The sequence below is a fragment of the Vibrio qingdaonensis genome, assembly GCF_026191675.1.
In the GTDB taxonomy this organism is placed as follows: domain Bacteria; phylum Pseudomonadota; class Gammaproteobacteria; order Enterobacterales; family Vibrionaceae; genus Vibrio; species Vibrio qingdaonensis.
Map to the genome: position 1 here is coordinate 34,822 of NZ_JAKRRY010000012.1, position 25,043 is coordinate 59,864.

17 protein-coding genes are annotated in these 25,043 nt (G+C 44.1%); 7 read left to right on the forward strand and 10 right to left on the reverse strand.

The window, feature by feature from the left end; genetic code table 11:
- Positions 1 to 7: 7 nt before the first annotated feature.
- Complete coding sequence (locus MD535_RS10775) at positions 8 to 721, reverse strand: pseudouridine synthase (RefSeq protein ID WP_265675040.1); 714 nt, start codon at positions 719 to 721, stop codon at positions 8 to 10.
- A gap of 309 nt (positions 722 to 1,030) precedes the next feature.
- Between MD535_RS10775 and MD535_RS10780 the strand changes: the two genes are divergently transcribed.
- Positions 1,031 to 3,253: an NADP-dependent isocitrate dehydrogenase gene (locus MD535_RS10780; RefSeq protein ID WP_265675041.1), complete on the forward strand. Its 2,223-nt coding sequence runs from the start codon at positions 1,031 to 1,033 to the stop codon at positions 3,251 to 3,253.
- 98 nt (positions 3,254 to 3,351) lie between these two features.
- On the opposite strand, the gene MD535_RS10785 is transcribed toward MD535_RS10780, so the two are convergent.
- The 5 genes from MD535_RS10785 to pflA all read right to left on the reverse strand — a co-directional run bounded on the left by MD535_RS10785 (position 3,352) and on the right by pflA (position 9,882).
- Positions 3,352 to 4,884, reverse strand: coding sequence for a SpoVR family protein (locus MD535_RS10785; protein ID WP_265675042.1), 1,533 nt, complete (start codon positions 4,882 to 4,884; stop codon positions 3,352 to 3,354).
- 12 nt (positions 4,885 to 4,896) lie between these two features.
- Positions 4,897 to 6,168, reverse strand: coding sequence for a YeaH/YhbH family protein (locus MD535_RS10790; protein WP_265675043.1), 1,272 nt, complete (start codon positions 6,166 to 6,168; stop codon positions 4,897 to 4,899).
- A gap of 79 nt (positions 6,169 to 6,247) precedes the next feature.
- Positions 6,248 to 8,182: a PrkA family serine protein kinase gene (locus MD535_RS10795; RefSeq protein ID WP_265675044.1), complete on the reverse strand. Its 1,935-nt coding sequence runs from the start codon at positions 8,180 to 8,182 to the stop codon at positions 6,248 to 6,250.
- Between the two features lie 276 nt (positions 8,183 to 8,458).
- Positions 8,459 to 8,959: a YfbU family protein gene (locus MD535_RS10800; RefSeq protein ID WP_265675045.1), complete on the reverse strand. Its 501-nt coding sequence runs from the start codon at positions 8,957 to 8,959 to the stop codon at positions 8,459 to 8,461.
- 182 nt (positions 8,960 to 9,141) lie between these two features.
- Complete coding sequence (gene pflA / locus MD535_RS10805; protein WP_265675046.1) at positions 9,142 to 9,882, reverse strand: pyruvate formate lyase 1-activating protein; 741 nt, start codon at positions 9,880 to 9,882, stop codon at positions 9,142 to 9,144.
- 258 nt (positions 9,883 to 10,140) lie between these two features.
- On the opposite strand from pflA, the gene MD535_RS10810 reads away from it, so the two are divergent.
- Entirely contained in the window at positions 10,141 to 12,021 is a 1,881-nt protein-coding gene (locus tag MD535_RS10810) for a methyl-accepting chemotaxis protein (RefSeq protein WP_265675047.1), read from the forward strand.
- A 78-nt stretch (positions 12,022 to 12,099) separates the two neighbouring features.
- Here the strand turns inward: MD535_RS10810 and MD535_RS10815 are convergent, their stop codons facing one another.
- From MD535_RS10815 to MD535_RS10825, 3 genes are all read right to left on the reverse strand, one after another.
- Entirely contained in the window at positions 12,100 to 13,104 is a 1,005-nt protein-coding gene (locus tag MD535_RS10815) for a lipid A deacylase LpxR family protein (protein ID WP_265675111.1), read from the reverse strand.
- Positions 13,105 to 13,375: 271 nt separating this feature from the next.
- Positions 13,376 to 15,652 carry a formate C-acetyltransferase gene (gene pflB, locus MD535_RS10820; protein WP_265675048.1) on the reverse strand — a complete coding sequence of 759 codons (2,277 nt, stop codon included), beginning with the start codon at positions 15,650 to 15,652 and terminating at the stop codon, positions 13,376 to 13,378.
- A 265-nt stretch (positions 15,653 to 15,917) separates the two neighbouring features.
- A complete protein-coding gene (locus tag MD535_RS10825) occupies positions 15,918 to 17,465 on the reverse strand; it encodes a DUF3360 family protein (protein ID WP_265675049.1) in 1,548 nt (515 codons plus the stop codon).
- Positions 17,466 to 17,931: 466 nt separating this feature from the next.
- On the opposite strand from MD535_RS10825, the gene MD535_RS10830 reads away from it, so the two are divergent.
- The 3 genes from MD535_RS10830 to hisIE all read left to right on the forward strand — a co-directional run bounded on the left by MD535_RS10830 (position 17,932) and on the right by hisIE (position 21,406).
- Positions 17,932 to 19,485 carry a hypothetical protein gene (locus MD535_RS10830; RefSeq protein WP_265675050.1) on the forward strand — a complete coding sequence of 518 codons (1,554 nt, stop codon included), beginning with the start codon at positions 17,932 to 17,934 and terminating at the stop codon, positions 19,483 to 19,485.
- A gap of 524 nt (positions 19,486 to 20,009) precedes the next feature.
- On the forward strand, positions 20,010 to 20,783 hold the full coding sequence (hisF, locus tag MD535_RS10835) for an imidazole glycerol phosphate synthase subunit HisF (protein ID WP_265675051.1): 774 nt from the start codon (positions 20,010 to 20,012) through the stop codon (positions 20,781 to 20,783).
- Positions 20,780 to 21,406: a bifunctional phosphoribosyl-AMP cyclohydrolase/phosphoribosyl-ATP diphosphatase HisIE gene (hisIE, locus tag MD535_RS10840; protein ID WP_265675052.1), complete on the forward strand. Its 627-nt coding sequence runs from the start codon at positions 20,780 to 20,782 to the stop codon at positions 21,404 to 21,406. The genes hisF and hisIE overlap by 4 nt, the downstream gene beginning before the upstream one ends.
- 216 nt (positions 21,407 to 21,622) lie before the next feature.
- Here the strand turns inward: hisIE and cspD are convergent, their stop codons facing one another.
- A complete protein-coding gene (gene cspD / locus MD535_RS10845) occupies positions 21,623 to 21,844 on the reverse strand; it encodes a cold shock domain-containing protein CspD (protein ID WP_265675053.1) in 222 nt (73 codons plus the stop codon).
- Between the two features lie 536 nt (positions 21,845 to 22,380).
- Between cspD and clpS the strand changes: the two genes are divergently transcribed.
- Together clpS and clpA are read left to right on the forward strand one after the other, a co-directional pair.
- Complete coding sequence (gene clpS, locus MD535_RS10850) at positions 22,381 to 22,701, forward strand: ATP-dependent Clp protease adapter ClpS (RefSeq protein ID WP_265675054.1); 321 nt, start codon at positions 22,381 to 22,383, stop codon at positions 22,699 to 22,701.
- A 41-nt stretch (positions 22,702 to 22,742) separates the two neighbouring features.
- Positions 22,743 to 25,019, forward strand: a complete 2,277-nt coding sequence (clpA, locus tag MD535_RS10855) for an ATP-dependent Clp protease ATP-binding subunit ClpA (RefSeq protein ID WP_265675055.1) — start codon at positions 22,743 to 22,745, stop codon at positions 25,017 to 25,019.
- Positions 25,020 to 25,043 lie beyond the last annotated feature (24 nt).

Here is a 25,043-nt window from a genome sequence, read left to right on the forward strand (position 1 = left end):
GACGCAGTTAACGAATCAGCGCTGGGTGATCGGCAGGAAGTAATTCCCATTCACCCGGCTGCAAATTACTCAGCGTAAACTGCCCCATAGAAGCGCGAATTAGGCGAAGTGTTGGAAAACCAATATTAGCCGTCATTCTACGAACTTGGCGGTTTCGCCCTTCAATTAAGGTAATCGAAAGCCATGTTGTTGGGATATTCGCTCTAAATCTTACCGGCGGATTTCGTTCCCAGACATCGGGCGCATCCATACGTGTCACTTTAGCGGGTAGTGTTGGTCCATCTTTAAGTGTCACGCCATCTCTTAGTTTTTGAATATCATCTTCTGACGGAGCCCCGTCAACCTGAACCCAATAAGTTTTTTCCGATTTCGAATTCGGTTGAGTTAAGCGAGCCTGCAAGATGCCGTCGTTAGTTAAAATAAGCAGTCCTTCACTGTCTCGGTCCAGCCTTCCTGCTGCATAAACATCTTTAATAGGGATAAAGTCAGCCAGTGTTTTTCGTCCATCACCATCGGTGAACTGGCTGAGCGTATCAAAAGGCTTGTTAAAAATGATGACCTTTCGCTCAGCAATAGACACTTTTGGTTTCACGTCTTCCGTTTTTCGGCGACGCGATGGTCGACGATGAGAGGATGTCGATTGCCCAATGGATTGTTTGAAACGTGTTGATTTAGTCGCGGCACGTGACTTAGATGGTTCACGTGTTGTTTTAAATGTCATGTTAACTACCCTGCAAAAATGTAAACAAACTGTGTGCTTTAGTTTTGTCTACCGCTGTTTTGAGCTATCATGAGCGCGCTCAAAAACAGGATTAATGCACAAGATAATAGACTAATTGCTCATTTTTGTTTAATTATAGTTGCTTAGGATTTCGTTTAACTGAACTAAAAGCCTCTGATTGCTTATTTATGCACCACATTGGGTGCAGTATGAGGCTTGTTGGTACAGTTACAACGTTTACGCTGCCTTTTTCGGTATGCGTTAATTGATAAGGGTAACCTTGCCCAATTAGAACGATAGGGAAATTTCATGCCTACAGAAAAGCCGACCATTATTTACACGATTACTGATGAAGCGCCAGCGCTTGCGACGTACTCACTACTACCGATTATTCAGTCATTCACAGCGTCTTCTGGGATTGACGTTGAAACGAGAGATATCTCATTAGCAGGGCGCATTATTGCAAACTTCCCTGACTATTTGAAAGAAGAGCAGCGAATTGGTGATGCGCTTAGTGAGTTAGGTGAATTGGCGACGACGCCAGAAGCAAACATTATCAAACTGCCTAATATCTCGGCTTCTATTCCGCAATTAAAAGCAGCCATTCAAGAGCTACAAGCCAATGGTTATGCGCTACCAGATTACCCAGAAGAGCCAGGCTCAGCTGAGCAAGAAGCGGTGAAAGCAACCTACGATAAGATTAAAGGCAGTGCGGTAAACCCAGTACTCCGAGAGGGTAACTCAGACCGTCGCGCACCATTATCAGTAAAGAACTACGCCAAGAAAAACCCGCATTCAATGGGGGCGTGGTCAAAAGATTCAAAATCCCATGTTGCTAGCATGGCAGATCAAGATTTCTTCGGTAGCGAAAAATCAGTCACGATTGATCAAGCAACGGATGTCAAAATCCAGTTCACCTCTGCTAACGGTGAAGTGTCGATTTTAAAAGAGAAAGTATCATTACTCTCTGGTGAAATTATTGATGCGTCGGTGTTAAATAAGAAGGCACTGGTCGCGTTCTTTGAAGCGCAAATTGCAGAAGCAAAACAGCAAGGTGTTTTACTTTCTCTACACTTGAAAGCGACAATGATGAAGGTGTCAGACCCTGTCATTTTCGGTCATGCAGTTGAAGTGTATTACAAAGAAGTATTCGCAAAGCACGGTGCTCTATTTAATGAGTTAGGTGTCGATGTTCGAAATGGTATTGGTGATGTGTACGCTAAGATTGCGTCACTACCAACGGCGCAAAAAGCAGAAATTGAAGCCGATTTAGCCGCCGTCTACGAGACACAACCCCCGTTAGCGATGGTTGACTCTGATCGAGGTATCACGAACCTTCATGTGCCAAGTGACATCATCGTTGATGCTTCTATGCCCGCAATGCTTCGATCTTCTGGTCAAATGTGGGGACCGGATGGTAAACAGCAAGATACCAAGGCACTGATTCCTGACCGCAGCTATGCAAGCATTTATCAAGCTGTGATTGACTTCTGTAAAGAGAACGGTGCGTTTGATCCTACTACCATGGGTAGTGTGCCAAACGTTGGTTTGATGGCGCAAAAAGCAGAAGAGTACGGTTCGCACGACAAGACGTTTATTCTTGATGGTGAAGGCACTGTGTCTGTTGTTGACGCACAAGGTCAAGTATTGATTGAGCAAGCAGTAGAAGCGGGCGATATTTTCCGTATGTGTCAGGTTAAAGACGCTCCGATTCAAGATTGGGTTAAGCTAGCTGTGACACGTGCTCGTGCGACAGGTGTACCTGCCGTATTTTGGCTAGATGAAGCGCGCGCTCACGATGCAGAGTTGATTAAAAAGGTAAACCAATATTTACCTGACTACGATACGAATGGTTTGGATATTCGCATTCTTGCACCTCTTGAAGCGACCATTTTCTCTCTTGACCGAATTAAACTAGGCCAAGACACCATTTCAGTAACTGGTAACGTGTTACGTGATTACCTGACGGATTTGTTCCCAATTTTAGAATTGGGCACGTCTGCGAAGATGTTGTCGATTGTTCCATTAATGAATGGCGGTGGTTTATTTGAAACTGGCGCTGGCGGTTCCGCGCCTAAGCACGTACAGCAGGTTCAAAAAGAAAATCACCTACGTTGGGACTCTTTAGGTGAGTTCCTCGCGCTAGCAGCGTCTCTAGAGCACTTGAGTACAGTCAGTGGCAACGAACGTGCGAACGTACTGGCTAAAGCGCTGGATCAAGCGACAGGGCAGTTCTTAGACATGAACAAGTCACCGTCACGTAAGGTGGGTGAGTTGGACAACCGTGGTTCACATTACTACTTGGCTCTTTACTGGGCTCAAGCACTGGCGCTACAAACTGAAGATGCAGCACTGGCGAATGAATTTGCTCCAATTGCAGAGCAGCTGGCTTCTAACGAAAGTGTGATTGTTTCTGAACTGAATGCCGCGCAAGGCGTTGTTGGCGATTTAGGTGGGTATTACTTACTTAATGATGCATTGGTCGCACCATTGATGCGACCAAGCGCAACGTTGAATGCTATCGTTTCGTAACCATTTAGGTTCATTAACGATTTAGACAGTTAACGTTCAGCAGTAAAAGCGGCTCCTTTATAGGAGCCGCTTTTTTATTTTGCTGTAATTAATGGTGGTCAAATACTCGAATTGTAAGCCTCGCGTTTTGGACAAGTCGCCAGGATCTCTCGTCGTCCAGATTCTTTTACTTCTTCTAAAATGACATCAAAGCCCCAAAGTCGATAGAGGTGCTTAAGCACTTCGTCGTACCCTTTATCTAATGGAATTCGATTGTGGGGGACATGTTGTAGAGTGAGAGAACGATCACCACGAACATCGACATTATAGACTTGGATGTTGGGCTCTAAGTTGCTGAGGTTATATTGCGCCGCTAACTTTTCACGTATTTTTCGGTAACCCGATTCATCGTGTATAGCCGAAATTTCAATAAAGTTCTTTCTATCATCATCAAGAATAGAAAACAGTTTAAACTCTCGCATTAACTTTGGTGACAGATACTGGCTTATGAAGCTTTCATCTTTAAAGTTATGCATGGCGAAGTGTAAGGACTCCAGCCAATCACTGCCTGCCAAGTCAGGGAACCATTCTTTGTCTTCATCTGTTGGCTCTTCACAGATGCGCTTTATGTCTCTAAACATGGCAAATCCAAGGGCGTATGGATTGATACCGCTAAAGTAAGGGCTGTTATAGGCAGGTTGTGCGACCACACTGGTGTGACTATGCAGAAATTCTAGAATAAATTTGTCGCTGACCAAGCCTTCATCATAGAGATGATTAAGAATCGTGTAGTGCCAGAACGTTGCCCAGCCTTCATTCATAACTTGAGTTTGCTTTTGAGGATAGAAATACTGACTTACCTTTCTGACGATACGAACAATTTCACGTTGCCATGGCTCAAGCAAAGGTGCATTTTTTTCAATGAAATAGAGGATGTTTTCTTGTGGCTCGCTTGGGAATAGAACTTTTTGTTCGGATTCTTTTTCGCGGTTTTTCGGCACAGTGCGCCACAGCTCGTTCACTTGAGATTGTAAATAAGCCTCACGTTGTTGCTGGCGAATGGTTTCTTCCGCCATTGAAATCTTTTCAGGACGCTTATAGCGATCAACACCATAGTTCATTAATGCATGACAAGAATCGAGCGTTCTTTCTACATCTTCAACCCCATACTTTTGTTCGCATTCAGAAATGTAGTTTTTAGCAAATAGTAAATAATCAATAATGGAACTGGCATCCGTCCAAGTTTGAAATAGATAGTTTCCTTTGAAGAATGAGTTATGACCGTAACACGCGTGTGCCATGACTAACGCTTGCATGGTCACTGAGTTTTCTTCCATCAAATAAGCAATACAAGGATCAGAATTGATGACGATTTCATACGCTAAGCCCATTTGACCATGTTTGTAACCTTGCTCAGTCTGTATGAACTTCTTACCGAATGACCAGTGGTTATAGTTGATGGGCATACCAATACTCGAGTAGGCATCCATCATTTGCTCAGATGTGATGACTTCTATTTGATTAGGGTAGGTATCAAGTTTATAAAAGGCCGCGACGCGCTTTATTTCGGTGTGATAGCGTTCAAGCAAATCAAACGTCCAATCTGGACCGTCAGGCAACACTTTTGATGATGTTTTGGCTTTAGTTGTCATAGATACATCTCCCTATGTTGTCTCTTTCTGAAACAATTCCCTAAACACTGGGAAGATATCTTCGACAGAGCGAATATTTTTCATTGCGAAGTTGTCGAAGTCATTTTCGAGTTTTTCATATTCATGCCACAAGGTTTGATGCGTGCGGCGAGTGATCTCGATATAAGAGTAGTACTGGCATGCGGGTAGTAGACTATTGACGAGCAATTCTTTACAGCGTGGCGAGTCATCTGCCCAGTTATCCCCATCAGAAGCTTGAGCGGCATAGATGTTCCATTGTTCAGTAGGGAATCGCTCCTGTACGATTTGTTGCATCAGTTTAAGTGCACTGGATACGATGGTGCCACCTGTCTCTTGCGAGTAGAAAAATTCATGCTCGTCGACTTCTTTGGCTTGTGTGTGGTGGCGGATGAATACCACTTCAACGTTTTCATAAGTGCGAGTAAGGAATAAATAGAGCAACACATAAAAGCGCTTAGCTATGTCCTTTGTGGCCTGATCCATCGAACCTGAGACATCCATCAAACAGAACATGACGGCTTGGCTAGAGGGCACTGGGCGTTTCTCGTAGTTTTTAAAGCGCAAGTCGAAGGTATCAATAAAGGGAACACTTTCAATTTTCTTGCGAAGCTGAGCAATCTCTTCTTTGATACGACGTTCTTCGATGGGCTGAGCGGGTTCGCTCATTTTAATGCTATCGAGTTGCTCGTTTAATTCGTCGATTAAGCGACGTTTACCCGCCGTCATTGCAGTGCGTCTTGCGAGTGATTGCTGTAATGAGCGCACGATGGCAATATTAGAAGGCATCCCGGCAGTTTGATAGCCCGAGCGGTGTGTTTTCCACTCTTTGATTTTGTTAATTTGGTTCTTTTTAAGGTTTGGAAGCGCTAGATCCTCGAAGAGAATGTCGAGATATTCATCTTTGGATATTTGGAAGATAAACTCATCTTGACCCTCACCATCTTGGCTCGCGTCGCCTTGACCTGCACCGCCTCCTTGTCCGCCTTGCGGTGGGCGTTCTATTTTGTCTCCGGTAATAAATTGGTCGTTACCAGGGTGGACCCGCTCCTTCAAGCCGCCTTGGCCTTGATGAAAAATAGGCTCATTGATATCAGTATTGGGGATCGAGACATCTTCACCCGTTTCAGTGTTAGTGATAGAACGGCGGTTGACCGCGTCTGTGACGGACTCTTTGATTTTTTGTTTATGTCTGCGTAGGAATCGTTGTCGATTCACCGCGCTTTTATTTTTACCATTTAGGCGTCTATCGATAAATTGCGACATGAGCTGTTACTCCCTGTATTCCTCTCACCAAGCAGAACCCGAGCTTTAGCTCGGGGCTGCGTCATAAAGCTCGGTGTATTTAAGAGGACTTACGAACGCGCAAGTACCACTCAGATAGTAACCTTACTTGTTTCTCGGTGTAGCCTTTTTCCATCATACGATTCACGAAGTCATCGTGTTTTCGTTGGTCATCTGATGACGTTTTGGCGTTGAAAGAGATGACGGGAAGGAGTTCTTCAGTATTGGAGAACATTTTCTTCTCGATCACAGTGCGTAATTTTTCGTAACTCGTCCATACCGGATTCGAGCCGTTGTTATTTGCTCTTGCACGTAGTACAAAATTAACGATTTCGTTCCGGAAGTCTTTTGGATTACTGATCCCCGCCGTTTTCTCAATTTTTTCAAGCTCTTCATTAAGAGAAGAGCGGTCAAATAGTTGGCCAGTTTCTGGATCGCGATATTCTTGATCTTGAATCCAGAAGTCAGCATACGTCACATAGCGGTCGAAGATATTTTGACCATATTCAGAGTAGGATTCTAAATAGGCGGTTTGAATTTCTTTGCCGATAAATTCTACGTAACGAGGTACCAAGTAACCTTTCAAGAACTCGAGATATTTTTCTCCCACTTCTTGTGGGAACTGCTCTCGTTCAATTTGCTGCTCAATCACGTAGAACAGGTGAACGGGGTTTGCTGCCACTTCAGTCTGGTCGAAGTTAAATACACGTGACAGTATCTTAAACGCAAATCGCGTCGACAGTCCGGACATCCCTTCATCGACACCAGCATAGTCTCGATATTCTTGGTAGCTTTTGGCTTTTGGATCGGTGTCTTTTAATGTTTCACCATCATACACGCGCATTTTAGAGAATAGTGAAGAGTTCTCAGGATCTTTTAGTCGCGAGAGAACACTGAATTGACCCAGCAATTCGAGTGTGCTTGGTGAGCATGGTGCTTTTGTTAACTCACTGTGTTCTAGAAGTTTTTGATAGATTTTTACTTCTTCTGAAACCCTTAAACAGTACGGAACCTTAACGATATAAACCCTATCTAAAAAGGCTTCGTTATTTTTATTATTTCTAAAGGTTTGCCACTCGGATTCGTTTGAGTGGGCGAGAATCATGCCATCGAAAGGCAATGCTGATAGCCCCTCAGTACCGTTATAATTGCCTTCTTGAGTAGCGGTTAGTAAGGGATGAAGCACCTTAATTGGTGCTTTGAACATCTCTACGAACTCCATCAGACCTTGGTTTGCTCGACATAAAGCGCCTGAATAGCTGTAGGCATCGGGATCATCTTGTGAAAAGTGCTCAAGCTGTCGAATATCAACCTTACCCACAAGTGATGAGATATCTTGGTTATTCTCGTCACCTGGTTCGGTTTTAGCGATAGCGACCTGATCGAGAATTGAAGGGCGGACTTTGACGACTTTGAATTTGGTAATATCGCCACCGAAGTCATGCAGTCGCTTAGCGGCCCACGGGGACATGATCGAGCGGACATAGCGCTTTTCAATGCCGTATTCGCTCTTGAGTAAGTCTCCGTCTTCATTGACATCAAAAAGGCAGAATGGATGATCGTTGACGGGGCTGCGTTCACCATTTGCAGACAACACATAAATAGGCATTTTTTGCATTAGTGCTTTGAGCTTTTCTGCTAGTGAAGACTTACCACCACCTACGGGACCGAGAAGATATAGGATTTGTTTGCGTTCTTCTAAGCCTTGGGCTGCATGCTTGAGGTAAGACACGATTTGCTCTATGGCGTCTTCCATGCCATAAAAGTCTTCGAATGTTTTGTACCGCGATATAATCCTATTTGAGAATAGGCGACTTAAATGTGGGTCTTGAGCAGTATCGATGATTTCAGGCTCTCCAATAGCAAGCAATAGACGTTCAGCAGCGTTGGCATAAGCACTTTTGTCGTCTTTACATAGACCTAAGAATTCCTGAATTGATAGCTCTTCATCTTTGGCGGCTTCATACCGCGATTGATAATGGTCGAAAATACTCATAGCTGATTCCCCTTAAACCTGCAAAACTGACCGATAACACATAATTAATGCGACTCCATGTCAATTTAAAGACTAGTAGGCTTTTCAGATTTTTGCTTTGCAATTATGTGTTTATTTGTAAATCTTCGATGATGAAGGTAGGAAATGAATAAAAGTCTCAAGTTTGAACATGGGTCTTGATTGTAGGAACGGAAGCTAGGGTAGGAGAACCTAAAACGCCCAGAAATAAGCATTCTGGGCGTTGGCAACGACAGCTTATGTCATTTAAATATGGAGCTAGGCGTTAAAAATCTGCTTAAACTCAGCACTCGACAGGTGATATTGGCGAGGGCAATTTTTCCATGTGACAAGCATACGACGGTACTTTTCAAGCATCGGCATTTGGCTGTTAAAGTGATGGTCGGCTTTATCAAATTGTGGGTATAGACCTTCTGAGTCGACTAAAAATCGAACATAATGAACGAGCTGCGCTTCACTTGCGATGTCAAAGCCCAAGAACTGTAAGCGACGTTGGTCAACATCTTTACGCTCGTTCTCTGCCAACATTTTATTGGATTCTTGCATCGCATGGTACATTTCTAGGATGTCGATAATCTCACGACATTCATCTTCAACTAAGCAGCCAAATTCTTTGTCCATCTCACGCATTTGCAGCGCGTAGCCACGTTCGACGATAGTTTGCAGTCTTTTGTACTTATTCTCACTCTCAGGGCTCAGTTTTGCCATCAAGTAATATTGGTTTGATAAAATTAGACGTTGAGCGTTAGTCATTTCCATCTTTGGAGCCTCACTAGAATTTGTCTTTATTATAGGTGGCTGAACAAGGTTAGTTCTCTGAATAGCCACATTTGAATGATAGTTAGATTACCAGTTTCCCCCCAAAGAGGAACATGATCTGAGCACGAAATTGAGATAAAAAAACGCGCTTTACGCGCGTTTTTATTGGGGTAGGTCTGTCGTTAGTACTTAACCACATCGGTATATTGCAAAAGAATATTTTGGATAGTGTCCATGACTTCTTTTGATGGTGGCTGAGTGCCTTCAAGAGGGTAGTCGTAGCCAAGTGCTTCCCATTTATGGGCACCTAATTTGTGGTACGGCAATAGCTCAACTTTTTCGATATTATCCATATCCTTAATGAATTCGCCTAACAGATGCGCTGACTCAGGATCGTCAGTGTAGCCAGGGACGATAACGTAGCGAATCCACGTTTTTTGATTGATTTTGTGTAGGTAACGAGCAAAATCCAGCGTGCGACGGTTGGAAACACCGATGAAGTCTTGGTGTATCTCATCTTTCATATGTTTGATGTCGAGCATGACAAGGTCAGTGGCATCGAGTACTTCGTCAACCACATCAGTGTGCTTACGAATATAACCGTTGGTGTCCAAGCATGTATGAATACCTTCTGCTTGTGCTGCTTTAAAAAAGTCACGCACAAACTCTGGTTGCAGCATTGCTTCACCACCAGAGCAGGTGATACCACCGCCAGAAGCATTCATAAAGTGACGGTACGACTTCGCTTCAGCAATCAATTCATCTACTGAGACTTCTTTACCACCATGTGTATCCCATGTATCACGATTGTGGCAATACATGCAGCGCATAAGACAGCCTTGTAAGAAGACAATGAAACGGATTCCCGGTCCATCGACCGTGCCACAGGATTCGTATGAGTGAATGCGACCAGTAGTTGACATATGCTCTCTCTAATAACTATTTTTACCCGTTATTTTATTACAAAACCCACTTTCACAACAGCAAAACTGGCGATGACATTCATACTCTTGAGCGATGAATGGATCTGCTTGTTGCTCATTGAATAAATATGTTATAGCGTTGTTAACGAAAGTGTCAGTTGTGGTCGCCGTTTTCCAACAAGAACAAAATATGCTGGATTTATCGAGTGTTATACGGTTCGCCACCATTATAGAAACGGTTGCTGTAAGGGGAATAACATGGAAGTTGCTTTATCTCAAAAACAAAAAACGTCGCTGGCAATGCTCACCCTTTGGGCAGGGTTCATCATATTGGTGAGCTATATTTTTTATGCGCTTACTAGCTTAAACAATAAATATGACAGTCGCTCCGGTATGGAGCGGGCAAGTGCACACATGGCATCGACACAAATATTGTTGCTCGATACCGTTAATAGGCGCGCAACGTTGACAGCCGAGGGCAGAGGTACTTTTGAAACGAGCTTAGCGATGTTGGAACAGAGCGCCGATGTGGATCGTGACTTTCTACAGCGTCACGGATTTGGAGACCAAAATCAGCTAATGACGGTCGCGTTGGCGCGGTTTATTCAAGATCTCGGTCCGTGGATTACGCTCAAATCGGAATTTGGCTTTTCTATGGATGACGGCTTACTGGGTCAGATGCATCAGTATAATGCCAAGATTGATGCTGCGATTAAAGAAACAGGCATGGTAACGTTGACGGCAGACTTTCAAAAGGTGGTGACCAGCATGCAGGACTTTCTGATTGAGTCTAGTGCTGAGAATGAAAAAGGCTTCAAGCGAGCACTGGCTAGCTTTATTAATGCATCGAATGCTTACGCCATGTTGGAGTTGTATGAAAAGGAAGTTCAAGCACTTGAGCTTGGCTTTACACGTATTGTGGAATTATCCGCGGGCTTGAATCAATTGGAAGGGCAGTTAGGCGTCGCTCAAGTAGCAACACTAGCGGCTTTTTCAGATGCAGCTGAACTGCTTGGGCAGCAAGCAACCAGTCTTGCCAGTGAGGCTGATAAGGTGTCTGGCATGACACGCATGTCTGTTGGTATCGCTTGTGCGTTATTAGCATTATTCACAACGGCGATCTTTCTCGCCCTAAACATCTCTCTATCTCGCTCACTTAAGCAAACTTTATCAGCACTTAAACAAATTGAGCAGGGAGATTTAACCACTCGGTTGACGATCACTCGTAATCATCGCGATGAATTTAATCAGCTCAAACAAGCAATCAATATTAGCTGCAACAATCTCGGCACATTGGTGGACGGGGTGAAAGAGAATAGTCAGTCATTATCAGCCAGCTCAGAATTACTTGATAGCAGCATCACGCAGCTTGGGCAACATCAGTCTCAAGTGATGGCGCAAACTCAGCAACTTGCATCGGCAACTGAAGAGGTAAGTGTCACGACTCAAGAGATCTCGGGCTCTTTAGAGTATGTCGCCTCGATCAGTAAATCATCGGCAGAGTCGGCACAAGCTGGTGGAGAAGTGATTGTGGAAACGATCGCTTCGTTTGAGCAGGTGGCGAGTATATTGGATGAGGCAGCGGCACATATTGGCCAATTAGAGCAAGCGTCGCAGAAAATCGACTCCGTGATGGACATCATTAATGGGATTGCAGAGCAAACCAACTTATTGGCGCTTAACGCAGCCATTGAAGCAGCAAGAGCGGGTGAGCAAGGACGGGGTTTTGCGGTAGTGGCTGATGAAGTAAGGAGCCTTGCGGTGAGAACCGTTCAAGCGATCGAAGAAATTTCAGACACGATTAACACCATGAAACGTGAAAGCTCGGAGGTCATTCAGTTTATCGCGCAATCCGGTACTTCAATGCAGACCGGGCGCGAACAAGGTAACCAAGCCAAATCGGCACTTGAAGAGATTATGAACAAAGCGCAAGAGGCGAGTGCCCAGACGGAAGTGATATTTTCGTCCGTGAAAGAGCTCGCGATGACGTCTCAGTCGATGGCAAGCAATATGTCGCAAATTAGCGAGTCGATGAGTGACTTAGAGCTGAGCAATCAGCACCTGAAGCAAACCAGTGATGTGGTGGATAAACGTTCTACTGAACTCTATCAAGATTGTGAGCGCTTTAAGACGGTGTAGTGACAACATTTAAATGGGTGACTATTGTCACTATAAAAAATGAGCGCGAACAAATGTGTTCGAGCTCATTTTTTTGGGCTAGAAAAAAGCAAACAGAGATACCCCACCATTGCCGTAAATCGACTTTTTTGCTTCGTTGTATTCGGCTGACTTAGAGGCGATAAAGGTACTTACACCAACGTATTGGTTATACCATGCGATACCCAACGTCGCTTCTGCTTGCCATGGTTGTAGAGTGATGTCGTATGCCTCACTAGGCTCTGGAATGCCAGGGCGATTCCCTTGAATCGTCATATCGTTGAAACGGTATCGAGCTTTTATGCCAAAGTAACTAAACCAGCCGCGCTTAGAAGCGCCAATCATGCCAGCTTTAAACGGGTTTTCTGAATGAATATTCGCTGAGCCAAAATTTCCGCCTAGGTCGGTTCCCCAACGAAACATCGCACCGGTGGAAATATCACTTCTAAAATTGCCAATATTGGCTTCGGTTACATTGGATATCTCCCAAGATGTCAAACCAACGGCGGGGGCTCGCTTCCAGTTTAGGTGAGTGAGGTAACCAAGACTGCCAGCAAATCTGTCCTCGATTTGATACTCCCATCCCTGCGGTTCAGTGGAACCCACAATAGAATGTACGAGTTGTTGAGCTTGATCGGCAAAGGAACTCTCACCCGTTGCACCAACTGTGAGATTAACGCGTTGTGCTTGCTGAGGGTGAAGGCTGATGTAGTTAAATTCGGTATGGAAATAGCCCGCATAAGGCCGATCATTTGCAACGGGCTCTGTGGCGTTAATATCTGATGGTGTCCACATTTTGTGACCGAGTTGAACTTCAAATTTGTCCAGTGATGACGCCCCCCAATAGCTAATACTAAGAGGGCGAAAAATTGAATAGGGCGTAATGGAACCAGAGGTATAAGAGAGGAAAATACCATTGGTATAATCTTCATCGGTGCCAAAGACACCGTCGTTGTCGATAGAAAATGAAACGGTTGAGCGTTCGGAAGATAGCGCATGAGTGCTGACTAATAACGGAATGCTCGTCGTTAACAAGGCAAAAGGTATGGCTTTGAGGTAGTTCATCATCGGTCACTCTCTTCAAATACGACGTGTAGAGATGTAATAAGTTAAGACGATAGTGACACGTTTGTGAAGAGGCGGTCAGTGATCATGTAGTGAAAACGTTATCAATGACATAGAGGAAATTGTAAACAATCCTTACTCAATGAGATTGACAGGTCATATCGATCATGATGAGACGACGGGCATAAAAAAACCTCGCCGAAGCGAGGTTTTTATCTCAATCACTATAACACTTATCTATACAGGCTTAGCTGCACAGACAGAGACGTAGTTATAGAGATTCAGTAAACGTACGTGCGATTACGTCTGCTTGCTGCTCTGGTGTCAGAGAGTTAAAGCGAACGGCGTAACCAGATACACGGATGGTTAGCTGAGGGTAATTCTCAGGGTGCTTAACTGCGTCTTCAAGAGTACCGCGGTTAAGAACGTTCACGTTAAGGTGTTGACCACCTTCAATGCCAGCTTCGTGGTGGAAGTAACCATCCATTAGGCCTGCAAGGTTAGCACGTTGGCTGTCTTCTTCTTTACCTAGCGCGTTAGGAACGATAGAGAAAGTGTAAGAGATACCATCTTGTGCGTCAGCGAACGGCAGTTTACCAACAGAAGTCAATGACGCTACCGCACCTTTTTCGTCGCGACCGTGCATTGGGTTAGCACCAGGAGCGAAAGGAGCGCCAGCACGACGACCATCTGGAGTGTTACCTGTCTTCTTACCGTATACCACGTTTGAAGTGATAGTTAGGATAGATTGAGTCGGGATTGCGTCACGGTACATCTTAAGTGAACGAATTTTGCCCATAAACGTAGAAACAAGCTCACATGCGATGTCATCAACGCGTGCATCGTTGTTACCAAATTTAGGGTAATCGCCTTCGATTTCGAAGTCGATTGCAATACCATCTTCGTCACGAACTGGTTTCACTGTTGCGTATTTAATTGCAGACAGAGAGTCAGCAGCAACAGAAAGACCTGCGATACCACATGCCATAGTACGACGAACGTCACGGTCATGTAGTGCCATTAGAGACGCTTCGTAGCTGTACTTATCGTGCATGTAGTGGATGCTGTTTAGCGCAGTCACGTATTGCTTAGCTAGCCAATCCATGAATGTGTCTAGACGACCCATTACGTCATCGTAGTTAAGGACTTCGTCAGTGATCTTGTCGCCAACTGGACCAACTTGCATTTTCAGCTTCTCATCAACACCACCGTTGATTGCATAAAGCATGGTTTTAGCAAGGTTAGCACGAGCACCAAAGAACTGCATTTGCTTACCAACGATCATTGGCGATACACAACAAGCGATCGCGTAATCGTCAGAACCTAGGTCAGGACGCATTAGGTCATCATTTTCGTACTGGATAGAAGACGTATCGATAGATACTTTCGCACAGAACTTCTTGAAGCCTACAGGCAGTTGCTCAGACCAAAGAACCGTGATGTTTGGCTCTGGAGAAGGACCCATAGTGTATAGGCTGTTTAGGAAACGGAAGTTAGTACGTGTTACTAGTGTACGACCGTCGATACCCATACCACCCATTGATTCTGTTGCCCAGATTGGGTCACCAGAGAACAACTCATCGTATTCAGGCGTACGTAGGAAACGAACCATACGTAGCTTCATTACGAAGTGGTCAATCATTTCTTGAGCTTCAACTTCAGTGATTTTGCCAGCAGCAATATCACGCTCGATGAAGATATCTAGGAAAGATGAAGTACGACCTAGAGACATTGCCGCGCCATTTTGTGATTTAACTGCAGCTAGGTAGCCGAAGTAAGTCCACTGGATAGCTTCTTGAGCAGTTTGAGCTGGCTCAGAGATGTCAAAACCGTATTTCTCAGCCATAACTTTAATTTGGCCAAGTGCGCGATGTTGCTCAGAGATTTCTTCACGAAGTTGCATGGTTGCCGCAAGGTCTTCGCCGTTTTCGAAACGCTCTTGAAGAGAAGCAAATTGAGCTTGCTTGTCTTTCATTAGGAAGTTGATACCGTAAAGTGCCACACGACGGTAGTCACCAATGATACGACCACGACCGTATGCATCAGGAAGACCAGTCAGAACACCAGACTTACGACATTTTAGGATATCAGGCGTGTAGATATCGAAAACGCCAGCATTGTGTGTTTTGCGGTATTCAGAGTAGATTTTTGAAACCATAGGGTCAAGAGTACGACCGTATGCTTTACAAGAACCTTCAACCATGCGTACGCCACCGTTAGGGATGATTGCACGCTTAAGTGGCGCTTCAGTTTGAAGACCAACGATAGTTTCTAGATCTTGCTCAATGTAGCCTGCATCGTGTGCAGTGATGGTAGAAATAACAGAAGTATCGAAATCTACAGGCGCTTTAGTTGCGTTCTCCTGCTTGATACCTTCCATTACTTTAGCCCAAAGCTTGTTAGTTGCTTCAGTACCTTCAGAAACTAGGAATTCTTCGTCACCTTCATAAGGTGCATAGTTCTTCTGGATGAAATCACGAACGTTTACTTCGTTTTGCCACTCACCTGCCGCAAAACCTTCCCAAGCTTTAGCAAATTGCTCTGCCATGACATACCTACCTTGTTAGTAGAAAAAACACGTACTGTTCTCGGATATCGAGTGCTCTCCGAATGGAGAGCCAGTACACACATTAATAAAAATATTTATGGTCAATCATAGTACCGGATTAATCATAGATATTGTTATTCATCACGTTGAAATCAAGACTACACTAAAAATTTATTGTAAAACTTAAACTAAATCAATAAAACTTAAAAAAGTTTGATAAAAATTTGGGTAGTGACGCTCACTACCCAAATAAATCACTATATTTTTACAAGAATGCAGGGATTCCGTACTGACCTTCTAGCATACCGACAGCAAGCATTGCTACCAAACATACGACGAATACGCCAACAGGGATCACGATTTTGTCTACAAAAGATAGACGAGATGCACGCTCTTTGTCACCAATGAGTCCATTATTATCTAGGAACATGGTGAGTGCCCAAGCTAGAACAGGGTTAGCAACCACAGCGGCAAAGATACAGATACCGGCCGCTTGCGAGTCTTTAGTTTCTCTTACCATCTGCATGCCGGCTTCAAGTAGCGGAAGGAATACACCTACCAACAACGCAACCCGCATAACAGGAGGCCATACCGCAACGTCCATTGGGAAGCCAAGGATTGCTACGATGATACATAAAGAACCAAGTAGAATCGCACCCGCTGGGATAGGACGCTTAGCGATAGCTGCTGGGATCATATAAGTACCCCACGATGATGTGATGTTACCACCACCAACCGCTGTACCGACCATTTGACGAACCGAACACATAGTCATTGTGTCATCAACGTCCATCAGTACTTTTTCAGTCTTACGTGGGTAGTTAAGCTCTTGGAAGATACGGTGACCTAGGAAGTCAGGCGACCACATAGCAACGGCTAGGATTGCAAATGGAAGAGATGCAATGAAGTGCTGCAGATTTGGAAGACCAAGCATCCAACCTTCAGTTTCGCTGCCCCACCAGTAAACAGGGTTTAGATTCGGAAGACCCATTTCAGTTTCAAACGTCAGGTCGAAACCAGCACCTAGACCAAGCGCAATTAGAAGTCCGGTAACGGCACACACTGGGATCGCTAACCAACGCATGTTGATCTTAGCAAGGTAAGCGTAAACGGCGATATTGATACCAAGCACAATCAGACCAACATAACCCATGCTGCCCGCATCAACCGTTGCAGATTGAAGACCGACTGCCCATTCTTGAATTGAACCAATTTGGCTCATGGTTCCGGTAAAACCTAAGAAAATGAGCAAGCCACCGGCAGTACCTTGAGAGGTGAGGTTAACCAGTTTTGACCCGCCCTTAAAATAGCTTAAGAGCAAACCAAACACACCAAGAAGGATTGCTAGCGCAAGTGGGTGAGCGCCCGCAAGTGCAATTGAACCAATCAGAGGAATCATTGGGCCGTGGTTACCGGCTAAGTTGGCTCTTGGGTTAAAAAAGCCAGAAGCGAGAATACAGAATAGCAAGGCAGGGATAAGCATCTCTACACGAGCGACTTCGATGGCAAATTCTTTACCAAGGTTCACGTGGTCCCATGCTGCGGTTAAACCATCAGCCCAAGACATCATTACCGCAGAATACATTGCGATAATACCAATAGTACCTGCCAAGGCAGGTACTAAATCTTCGAGTTCAAAACGGAAATCACGGCCAGGAAGGTTTAATCCATAGCGGCGTGGCTTCATGATTTGAAGTTCGTGGTCTAGGTATTCAGAGCGGCTGGCAAACTCAGAAGCAGGACGATGAAGCTCTTGATAGCTTTTGGTCTCAATATCTGAATCAGAATGCGCTTTATTGACGGCGTCTGACATAGATTCCTCATATATAAAAAGTTAGTCGTTTGGTGTTTTAGTCGTTTGGCTTGATAGAAGAATACATTCGCTGAATATGAAAATGGATACTTGCACGCGACTCGCGTGCTTAAGAATAGACGATATCCATTGGTAATAGGCGAATTATTCGTGCTATATCAATGGAGCTGAGTCTAGCAAGCAACGCTAACAGCTTGATTGATCTTGATCACTTTAAGAAATAATGTGAAAGAAAATTACAATCGGCGTGTGAATCTGCGCACTTGGTTAACATTCACCGTAAGTCAATTTCATAACTTAACAATATGAGTCAGGTTTACTAAGTCGAAGTGAAAATAAACGCAAAATAATCTCGTCATTTGGCATATTCCTTGCTTTATATCAGGTAATAGAACGGCATGGCAGCGCTTTGCCGCACAAAAAATCAGCTAGGAAAGAATGATGAAAAAAAGAGTAATGTTGCCGCTTGTTGCCGCTTGTTGCCGCGATTTCTACAGCAATGGTTGGGTGTGGCGGTGGAGGCGGTGGAGGTTCAAATCCAGGGCCGTCACCAACTATATATACCGTATCATTCGTTAAGCTTGAGAGAAACTTGGGGAAAAATATTCCTGCGACTTGCGCAATATATGGTGAGTATGAACAACCTTCGGTCGTTACGAATATGCTCAGTGCGATGGATGCTGCTGACGATAAAACGTATGTTTACGGCGTTATTGCGGATAGTAATTTTAATGTTCTCATTCATGATAAAAACGGAAAGATAACGGATAAATCGAGTTATAGGCCAGATGGGAATGGCCAAATAAGACTCAATATGTCTAATGTTCCCACTGATGGATACCTGACTATCGAAGAGGAAAATGGCACAACTGTCGATGACTTAGCTGTTCACTCTGTGTCAATACACAGAGATCTTATTACAAATATGACTATCGCAGTTAGAAACAATCAGCACTCATCGAATAAATGTGTCACTGGTAGTGGCGACGACTTATTTAGAAGTGCAACGCTTGATGACACGGCCGCGTCAAATGTTGTAATTGTTGATACGACGAAAGGCTATCTATCAAGTGGGTCTCGCTTGGGTGAGAAGCTAAGCCATACTAGCTCTGCCCGTGATATTCCTATGGTTTCGAGAAACCCAAATGACCAGAGCGTATTATTAACAGCGTATTCTGAAAGTACAGAAAGTAGTGCAGGGAACGGTGAGTCTTCCCGTCTTACTGGTATGAATGGGTATGCGTTTGTTAAGTCAAACTCAATCTATTTTAACGGAAACTCTACTGGGAAAGACGCCGTTACAATGTTAGAAGTAAACACTCCGGAAGTTGACTTTAATATGAATGGTTTACGGACATTTAACGGTGGTCGGGTTGTCGTTCAGAATGATGGGGATCTATTTAAGTGGCAACCTATATACCAAGATAGTAGTTCTTATGTTTATGCAGACGATGCTTCGGTAAAAAAATGGGCTTTAGACGTAGACGGCATTACAAATAATAGTTGGAAGTATAGTGGTCTTTACGCTCTAAATGGAACAAGCACTACGATTACAATACCACCACATGGTCTTAAAACTGAACTTTCAGTTTCGACGTGTTCTAGTTCTACTTATGGGTACTGTTTTGTACAGGCTTCTTTTGATGCAGCCTACAAGCTAGCGCGTTATCAAATTCGTACCCAGACAACTAATGCTCGCCCGTTTAGCCAAACTATATACAGTGATGCTAGTGATAGTCAGCCGATGATGGAGCCGTCAAACAGTAATGTATCGATTAATTATAATATGAATACTGATATTGTAGAAATTTCGATGCTGGCAACGTCGATTGTCTCATCCGATGTTGGACAATTCTTCATGGAAAACCATACTGATTACGAAAAAATGACTGACTTGTATGACTTCCAGTCTGATGAGTTTATAGATTATACAGGCGTCGTTCCTTTGTTTAGCGGTGCGATTAAATCTTATGATCGTGTGATGAGCGGAGAGCTTACTCAAATCCAAGGACGAAATTAATTATATCCCACAAGTACAAAGCCTTTTTTCAGAGGCTTTGTACTTTTATATCATTGAACTATGACAAAGTTTGTTGATATTTCCCCCCTGAACTGATGACAGCTAACTATAAAACTAACTCCTTTTATAAGCGAAAGCGTTTCATTTTGAATTTTCCACTACACCAATAGCGACCAATTAGCTTAAATCTGTGAAAGGCATATTCTCATCCGGGACTCCCTCCTGAACACATGGCGAAATATATTGAAAAATAGGTACGCCTAAGGAGTGCAAGTGATCCCTTATGATTGTTCGCATGCTCTAAACATACTGATTTTAAGAGTCATCTTTTCAATGAAATGTAAAAAAGGTTGTTATATAGTGGTTTGATGTAGGATTGAGTGACACAGCTGTGGTGGAAGGATACACCCGCATTAGAGCGAGCTCTAGTCGGTGTGAAGCGACGGTGTTAAATCACATGAAGGTGAAGTTTTGAAGGTTGTAAAGGGAACAATAACTCCGTTTTATGCCGTAGGGAGTAAGTGGTGCTAGCAAAAAGAATAATTCCTTGTTTGGATGTCAGAGATGGTCAGGTGGTAAAGGGCGTTCAGTTCCGCAACCATGAAGTCATCGGCGACATTGTTCCTCTGGCGGCGCGTTACGCCGAAGAGGGGGCTGATGAGCTGGTTTTTTATGATATTACCGCGTCAAGTGACGGTCGCGTTGTGGATAAAAGCTGGGTGGCACGAGTTGCAGAAGTCATCGATATTCCATTTTGTGTGGCTGGTGGCATTAAGTCCGCGGAAGACGCGGCGCGTATTTTGGAGTTTGGTGCGGACAAAGTGTCAATCAACTCTCCTGCGTTGGCAAACCCTGGTTTGATAACTGAGCTCGCCGATAAGTTCGGTGTGCAGTGTATTGTTGTGGGTATTGATTCGTATTTTGATAAAGAGACGGGGAAATATCAGGTCTATCAGTTTACCGGAGATGAGTCTCGTACCAAAGCCACTCAATGGGAAACACGCGATTGGGTGCAAGAAGTTCAAAAACGTGGTGCCGGTGAAATTGTACTGAACATGATGAACCAAGACGGCGTACGCAGTGGCTATGATATTACGCAACTCAATATGGTTCGTGAAGTGTGTAAGGTGCCATTGATTGCCTCGGGCGGTGCGGGTGCAATGGCGCACTTTGCTGAAGTCTATCAACAAACTAATGTGGATGGTGCGCTGGCCGCTTCCGTTTTCCACAAGCAAATTATTAATATTGGTGAACTAAAACAGTATTTAGTTGGCCAAGGTGTGGAGATCCGATTATGAGCGAAACAACAGCCACGCTAAACGAGCGTATTGACTGGGAAAAGATCGACGGAATGGTACCTGCGATTGTTCAGGATTTTCAGTCAAGTCAGGTATTGATGATGGGCTATATGAACCCAGAGGCATTGGATAAAACGCTACAAACGCAACAGGTAACCTTTTTCTCGCGCACCAAGTCTCGTCTTTGGACTAAAGGTGAAACGTCGGGTAACGTATTACAGCTCAAATCGATGTCTTTAGACTGTGACAATGACACCTTATTGGTGAAAGTTGATCCTATCGGTCCTACTTGTCATACAGGAACCACAACGTGTTTCGATGCTGATCAGCAAGAAGAGTCACAAATGGTGTGGCTTCATCAACTTGAGCAGTTGCTCGCTGAACGAAAACATGCCGATCCTGACTCCTCTTATACCGCAAGCCTCTATGCTAGTGGTACCAAGCGTATTTCGCAAAAAGTTGGCGAAGAAGGCGTTGAAGTCGCGCTTGCGGCAACGTCGGGTGACAAGGCGGAGTTAGTCTGTGAATCTGCGGATTTGATTTATCATCTAATGGTTCTGCTTCAAGACCAAGGCCTATCAATGAACGATGTTATTAATAAGTTAAAAGAACGACATAAGTAACAGGTGTGATGTTTCTCAATAAGTCGTGATGGGCGAGTCAATATCATTAGCAGCGTAACCCATTAAAAAAGCCCTCTTCAGAGGGCTTTTTTAATGGGTTACGCTTCGTCTTAGCTAGTTTCATCCAGAAGAATGAATATCAGTCGCTATACCTTATAAGAAGGGGGGGTGGTGTGTATGTGTCTTCGAGAAATTAATGTCGGCGCGTCTAGTGCGCTATTTTGCCACGTCACCGTCTACAGGAGTGACGGAACTGGCGTGATAGCCCTTTGGGCCTTCTTCTACTTCGTAGGTGACTTGTTGTCCTGCTTTAAGGGTTCGGTACCCGTCCATGTGAATCGTTGAATAGTGTGCAAATATATCGTTGTCGCCGCCTTCTGGACAAATGAATCCAAATCCCTTGGCATTGTTAAACCATTTTACTGTACCTGTAGCCATGCTATACATCCCTCATGCATTTTACTGAAGTCATTCGAAGACACGGTTCACCACTTCACCGTCGACGCTTCTTTGTATGTGACCCAAATCCTTCCTCATCCACAAATCTTGCTCTAGGCGGTTATAAAACCCTGTAAGCCTTTTCCTATGAGCAAGGTTGAGACGAGACAAACTTGTTAAATTTTAGTCACTAATTAACCACTTTAGTCAATCATTAAACTTAGTCAATAAGAATGTCGCATAAATAACCACATATTCTAAACATATGCACTTTGGTTTTAACAATCTCGCAAACTGGTGCTTTTGTTTAGATTTTGATGCTGTATTCTTAATAGAGGAGGAATTGTTTTTGCTACTTGGCTCATATGTGACACACATTAATAGCATTGTTTTGTTTGCAGCGATACAATTGGTGCATTAGTCTCTAATATAGAGATGCTTTTCGAGTGTAAGCATAAAACGCCTTAACGATACTGGGTAATTTTGGGTTTATACAGTCTTTTGAATATTAACGAAAACTCTCAAACATTCTGGCCATGAGTAAAAATTTTGAATGGGTGACTCCAGACTCAGACTTACTGGAGAAAGAAAAAACTAAGGTTAAGCCACCGGGTATGTACCATGTTGTACTTAATAACGATGATTACACCCCGATGGACTTTGTTGTAGAAATCTTGGAACGCTTTTTTTCACTCAACGAAGATAAAGCGACGCAGGTGATGTTACAGGTACATTATGACGGTAAGGCCGTCTGTGGAACGTATACATCCGAAGTCGCCGAAACGAAAGTTGCTCAAGTGACCATGTATTCAAGGGAAAATGAACATCCACTTTTGTGTACCATGGAAAAAGCCTAATTTTCGAATGAATGGCAGCTGTCATTCCTTAGGAGGTACTTATGCTTAACAAAGAATTAGAATCGAGTCTCAACGGCGCATTTGCTCGTGCCCGTGATAAAAGACATGAATTCATGACCGTAGAGCATCTCCTTTTAGCTTTGTTGGAAAATGACTCGGCTAAAGAGGCTTTAACGGCTTGCAGCGCAAATCTTGATACCTTGCGTGAAGAGCTTGACGCATTCATTGACCAAACAACGCCACTCATCCCTGACAACGACGATACTCGTGAAACTCAACCAACATTGAGTTTCCAGAGGGTATTACAGCGCGCAGTCTTTCACGTTCAGTCTTCTGGTCGCAGCGAAGTAACAGGGGCAAACGTATTAGTCGCTATTTTTAGTGAGCAAGAATCTCACGCCGCCTATTTATTGAAGAAAAATGATATCAGTCGCCTAGATATCGTTAACTTCATTTCTCACGGCATTACTAAAAATTCTGGCGCTTCAGACAATGAACCATCAAGCGGTTCATTAGGTGGTGGAAGTGAGCCTGTTGAAGATGCAAATGGCGAAGATCGCCTAGAAAATTTTGCAACTAATTTGAATCAAGTTGCCAAAGACGGCAACATCGATCCTCTTATTGGTCGTGATAAAGAGCTAGAACGTACCGTTCAAGTACTTTGTCGTCGTCGTAAGAACAACCCATTACTTGTAGGTGAGGCCGGAGTAGGTAAAACCGCTATTGCAGAAGGCCTTGCATGGCGCATTGTTGAAGGTCTGGTGCCGGATGTTATTGAAAACTGTGTTATTTACTCGCTCGATATCGGTTCATTATTGGCGGGCACGAAATATCGTGGTGATTTTGAAAAGCGTTTTAAAGCCATTTTGAAACAGCTTGAAAAAGAAGACGACGCCATTCTCTTTATCGATGAAATTCATACTATCATTGGTGCTGGCGCTGCGTCGGGCGGTCAAGTTGACGCGGCTAACCTGATTAAGCCGTTGCTGAGCAGCGGAAAATTGCGTTGTATTGGGTCAACGACGTACCAAGAGTACAGCAATATTTTTGATAAAGAGCGTGCCTTGTCCCGTCGCTTCCAAAAAATTGATGTGGTTGAGCCTTCTCTAGACGACACCACTAAAATTCTTATTGGTTTGAAACCTAAGTATGAAGCCCACCACGAAGTTCGTTATACCAATAAGGCGCTTCGCGCGGCGGTAGAACTTTCGGCGAAATACATTAATGAACGTCATTTACCAGATAAAGCCATTGATGTTATCGATGAGGCTGGTGCCCGTAGCCGACTTGTCCCTGCGAGCCGCCGTAAGAAAACGGTTGGCGTTGCTGATATTGAGTCTATGGTCGCTAAAATGGCGCGTATTCCGGAAAAATCCGTGTCATCGTCAGACAAAGATATTCTGCAAAACCTTGATGAAAAAATGAAGATGCTGGTATTTGGTCAAGATAAAGCCATCGATGTATTGTCAGAAGCCATTAAGATGACGCGTGCTGGATTGGGGAACGATGAACGGCCTGTCGGTTCTTTCTTGTTTGCTGGTCCGACAGGGGTCGGTAAAACAGAAGTCACGGTGCAGTTGTCTAAACTTCTAGGCATTGAATTACTTAGATTTGATATGTCAGAATACGGCGAGCGCCATTCTGTGAGTCGCTTAATCGGAGCCCCTCCAGGTTACGTGGGCTATGATCAAGGCGGGCTATTGACGGATGCGGTGATTAAGCACCCACATTCGGTTGTCTTGCTTGATGAGATTGAAAAAGCCCATCCAGATATTTTTAACTTGCTATTACAGGTAATGGATAATGGTACGCTGACCGATAACAATGGTCGTAAAGCCGACTTCCGTAATGTCATTTTGGTTATGACCAGTAATGCCGGTGTCTCTGAGACTGAAAAGAAATCCATTGGTTTGATTCAGCAAGATCACAAACCAGATGCGATGGGCGCGATCAAACGCGTCTTTACGCCGGAGTTCCGAAACCGTCTTGATGGCATTATCTGGTTCAATAGCTTGGATGATACCGTGATTCACCAAGTCGTCGACAAGTTCATTGTTGAGCTTCAAGCGCAGCTTGATTCTCGTGGCGTATCGTTAGAAGTCTCCGCTGAGGCTCGTGATTGGCTTGCGCTGAAAGGTTACGACAAGACAATGGGCGCACGTCCAATGGGCCGTGTTGTCCAAGACAAGCTGAAGAAACCGTTAGCAAATGAATTGCTCTTTGGTTCACTGGTTGATGGTGGTACGGTTAAGGTTGGCTTGAAAGATGACGACCTAACGTTCGAGTATATTGGCTCTAAGGAAGAAGTGCTTCATTAGCCATAAGGTACTGATTCTTCCTGA

Coding starts and splice junctions, on each gene's coding strand:
- MD535_RS10775 (WP_265675040.1), bottom strand. CDS start 721: ATGACATTTAAAACAACACGTGAACCATCTAAGTCACGTGCCGCGACT.
- MD535_RS10780 (WP_265675041.1), top strand. CDS start 1,031: ATGCCTACAGAAAAGCCGACCATTATTTACACGATTACTGATGAAGCG.
- MD535_RS10785 (WP_265675042.1), bottom strand. CDS start 4,884: ATGACAACTAAAGCCAAAACATCATCAAAAGTGTTGCCTGACGGTCCA.
- MD535_RS10790 (WP_265675043.1), bottom strand. CDS start 6,168: ATGTCGCAATTTATCGATAGACGCCTAAATGGTAAAAATAAAAGCGCG.
- MD535_RS10795 (WP_265675044.1), bottom strand. CDS start 8,182: ATGAGTATTTTCGACCATTATCAATCGCGGTATGAAGCCGCCAAAGAT.
- MD535_RS10800 (WP_265675045.1), bottom strand. CDS start 8,959: ATGGAAATGACTAACGCTCAACGTCTAATTTTATCAAACCAATATTAC.
- pflA (WP_265675046.1), bottom strand. CDS start 9,882: ATGTCAACTACTGGTCGCATTCACTCATACGAATCCTGTGGCACGGTC.
- MD535_RS10810 (WP_265675047.1), top strand. CDS start 10,141: ATGGAAGTTGCTTTATCTCAAAAACAAAAAACGTCGCTGGCAATGCTC.
- MD535_RS10815 (WP_265675111.1), bottom strand. CDS start 13,104: ATGAACTACCTCAAAGCCATACCTTTTGCCTTGTTAACGACGAGCATT.
- pflB (WP_265675048.1), bottom strand. CDS start 15,652: ATGGCAGAGCAATTTGCTAAAGCTTGGGAAGGTTTTGCGGCAGGTGAG.
- MD535_RS10825 (WP_265675049.1), bottom strand. CDS start 17,465: ATGTCAGACGCCGTCAATAAAGCGCATTCTGATTCAGATATTGAGACC.
- hisIE (WP_265675052.1), top strand. CDS start 20,780: ATGAGCGAAACAACAGCCACGCTAAACGAGCGTATTGACTGGGAAAAG.
- cspD (WP_265675053.1), bottom strand. CDS start 21,844: ATGGCTACAGGTACAGTAAAATGGTTTAACAATGCCAAGGGATTTGGA.
- clpS (WP_265675054.1), top strand. CDS start 22,381: ATGAGTAAAAATTTTGAATGGGTGACTCCAGACTCAGACTTACTGGAG.
- clpA (WP_265675055.1), top strand. CDS start 22,743: ATGCTTAACAAAGAATTAGAATCGAGTCTCAACGGCGCATTTGCTCGT.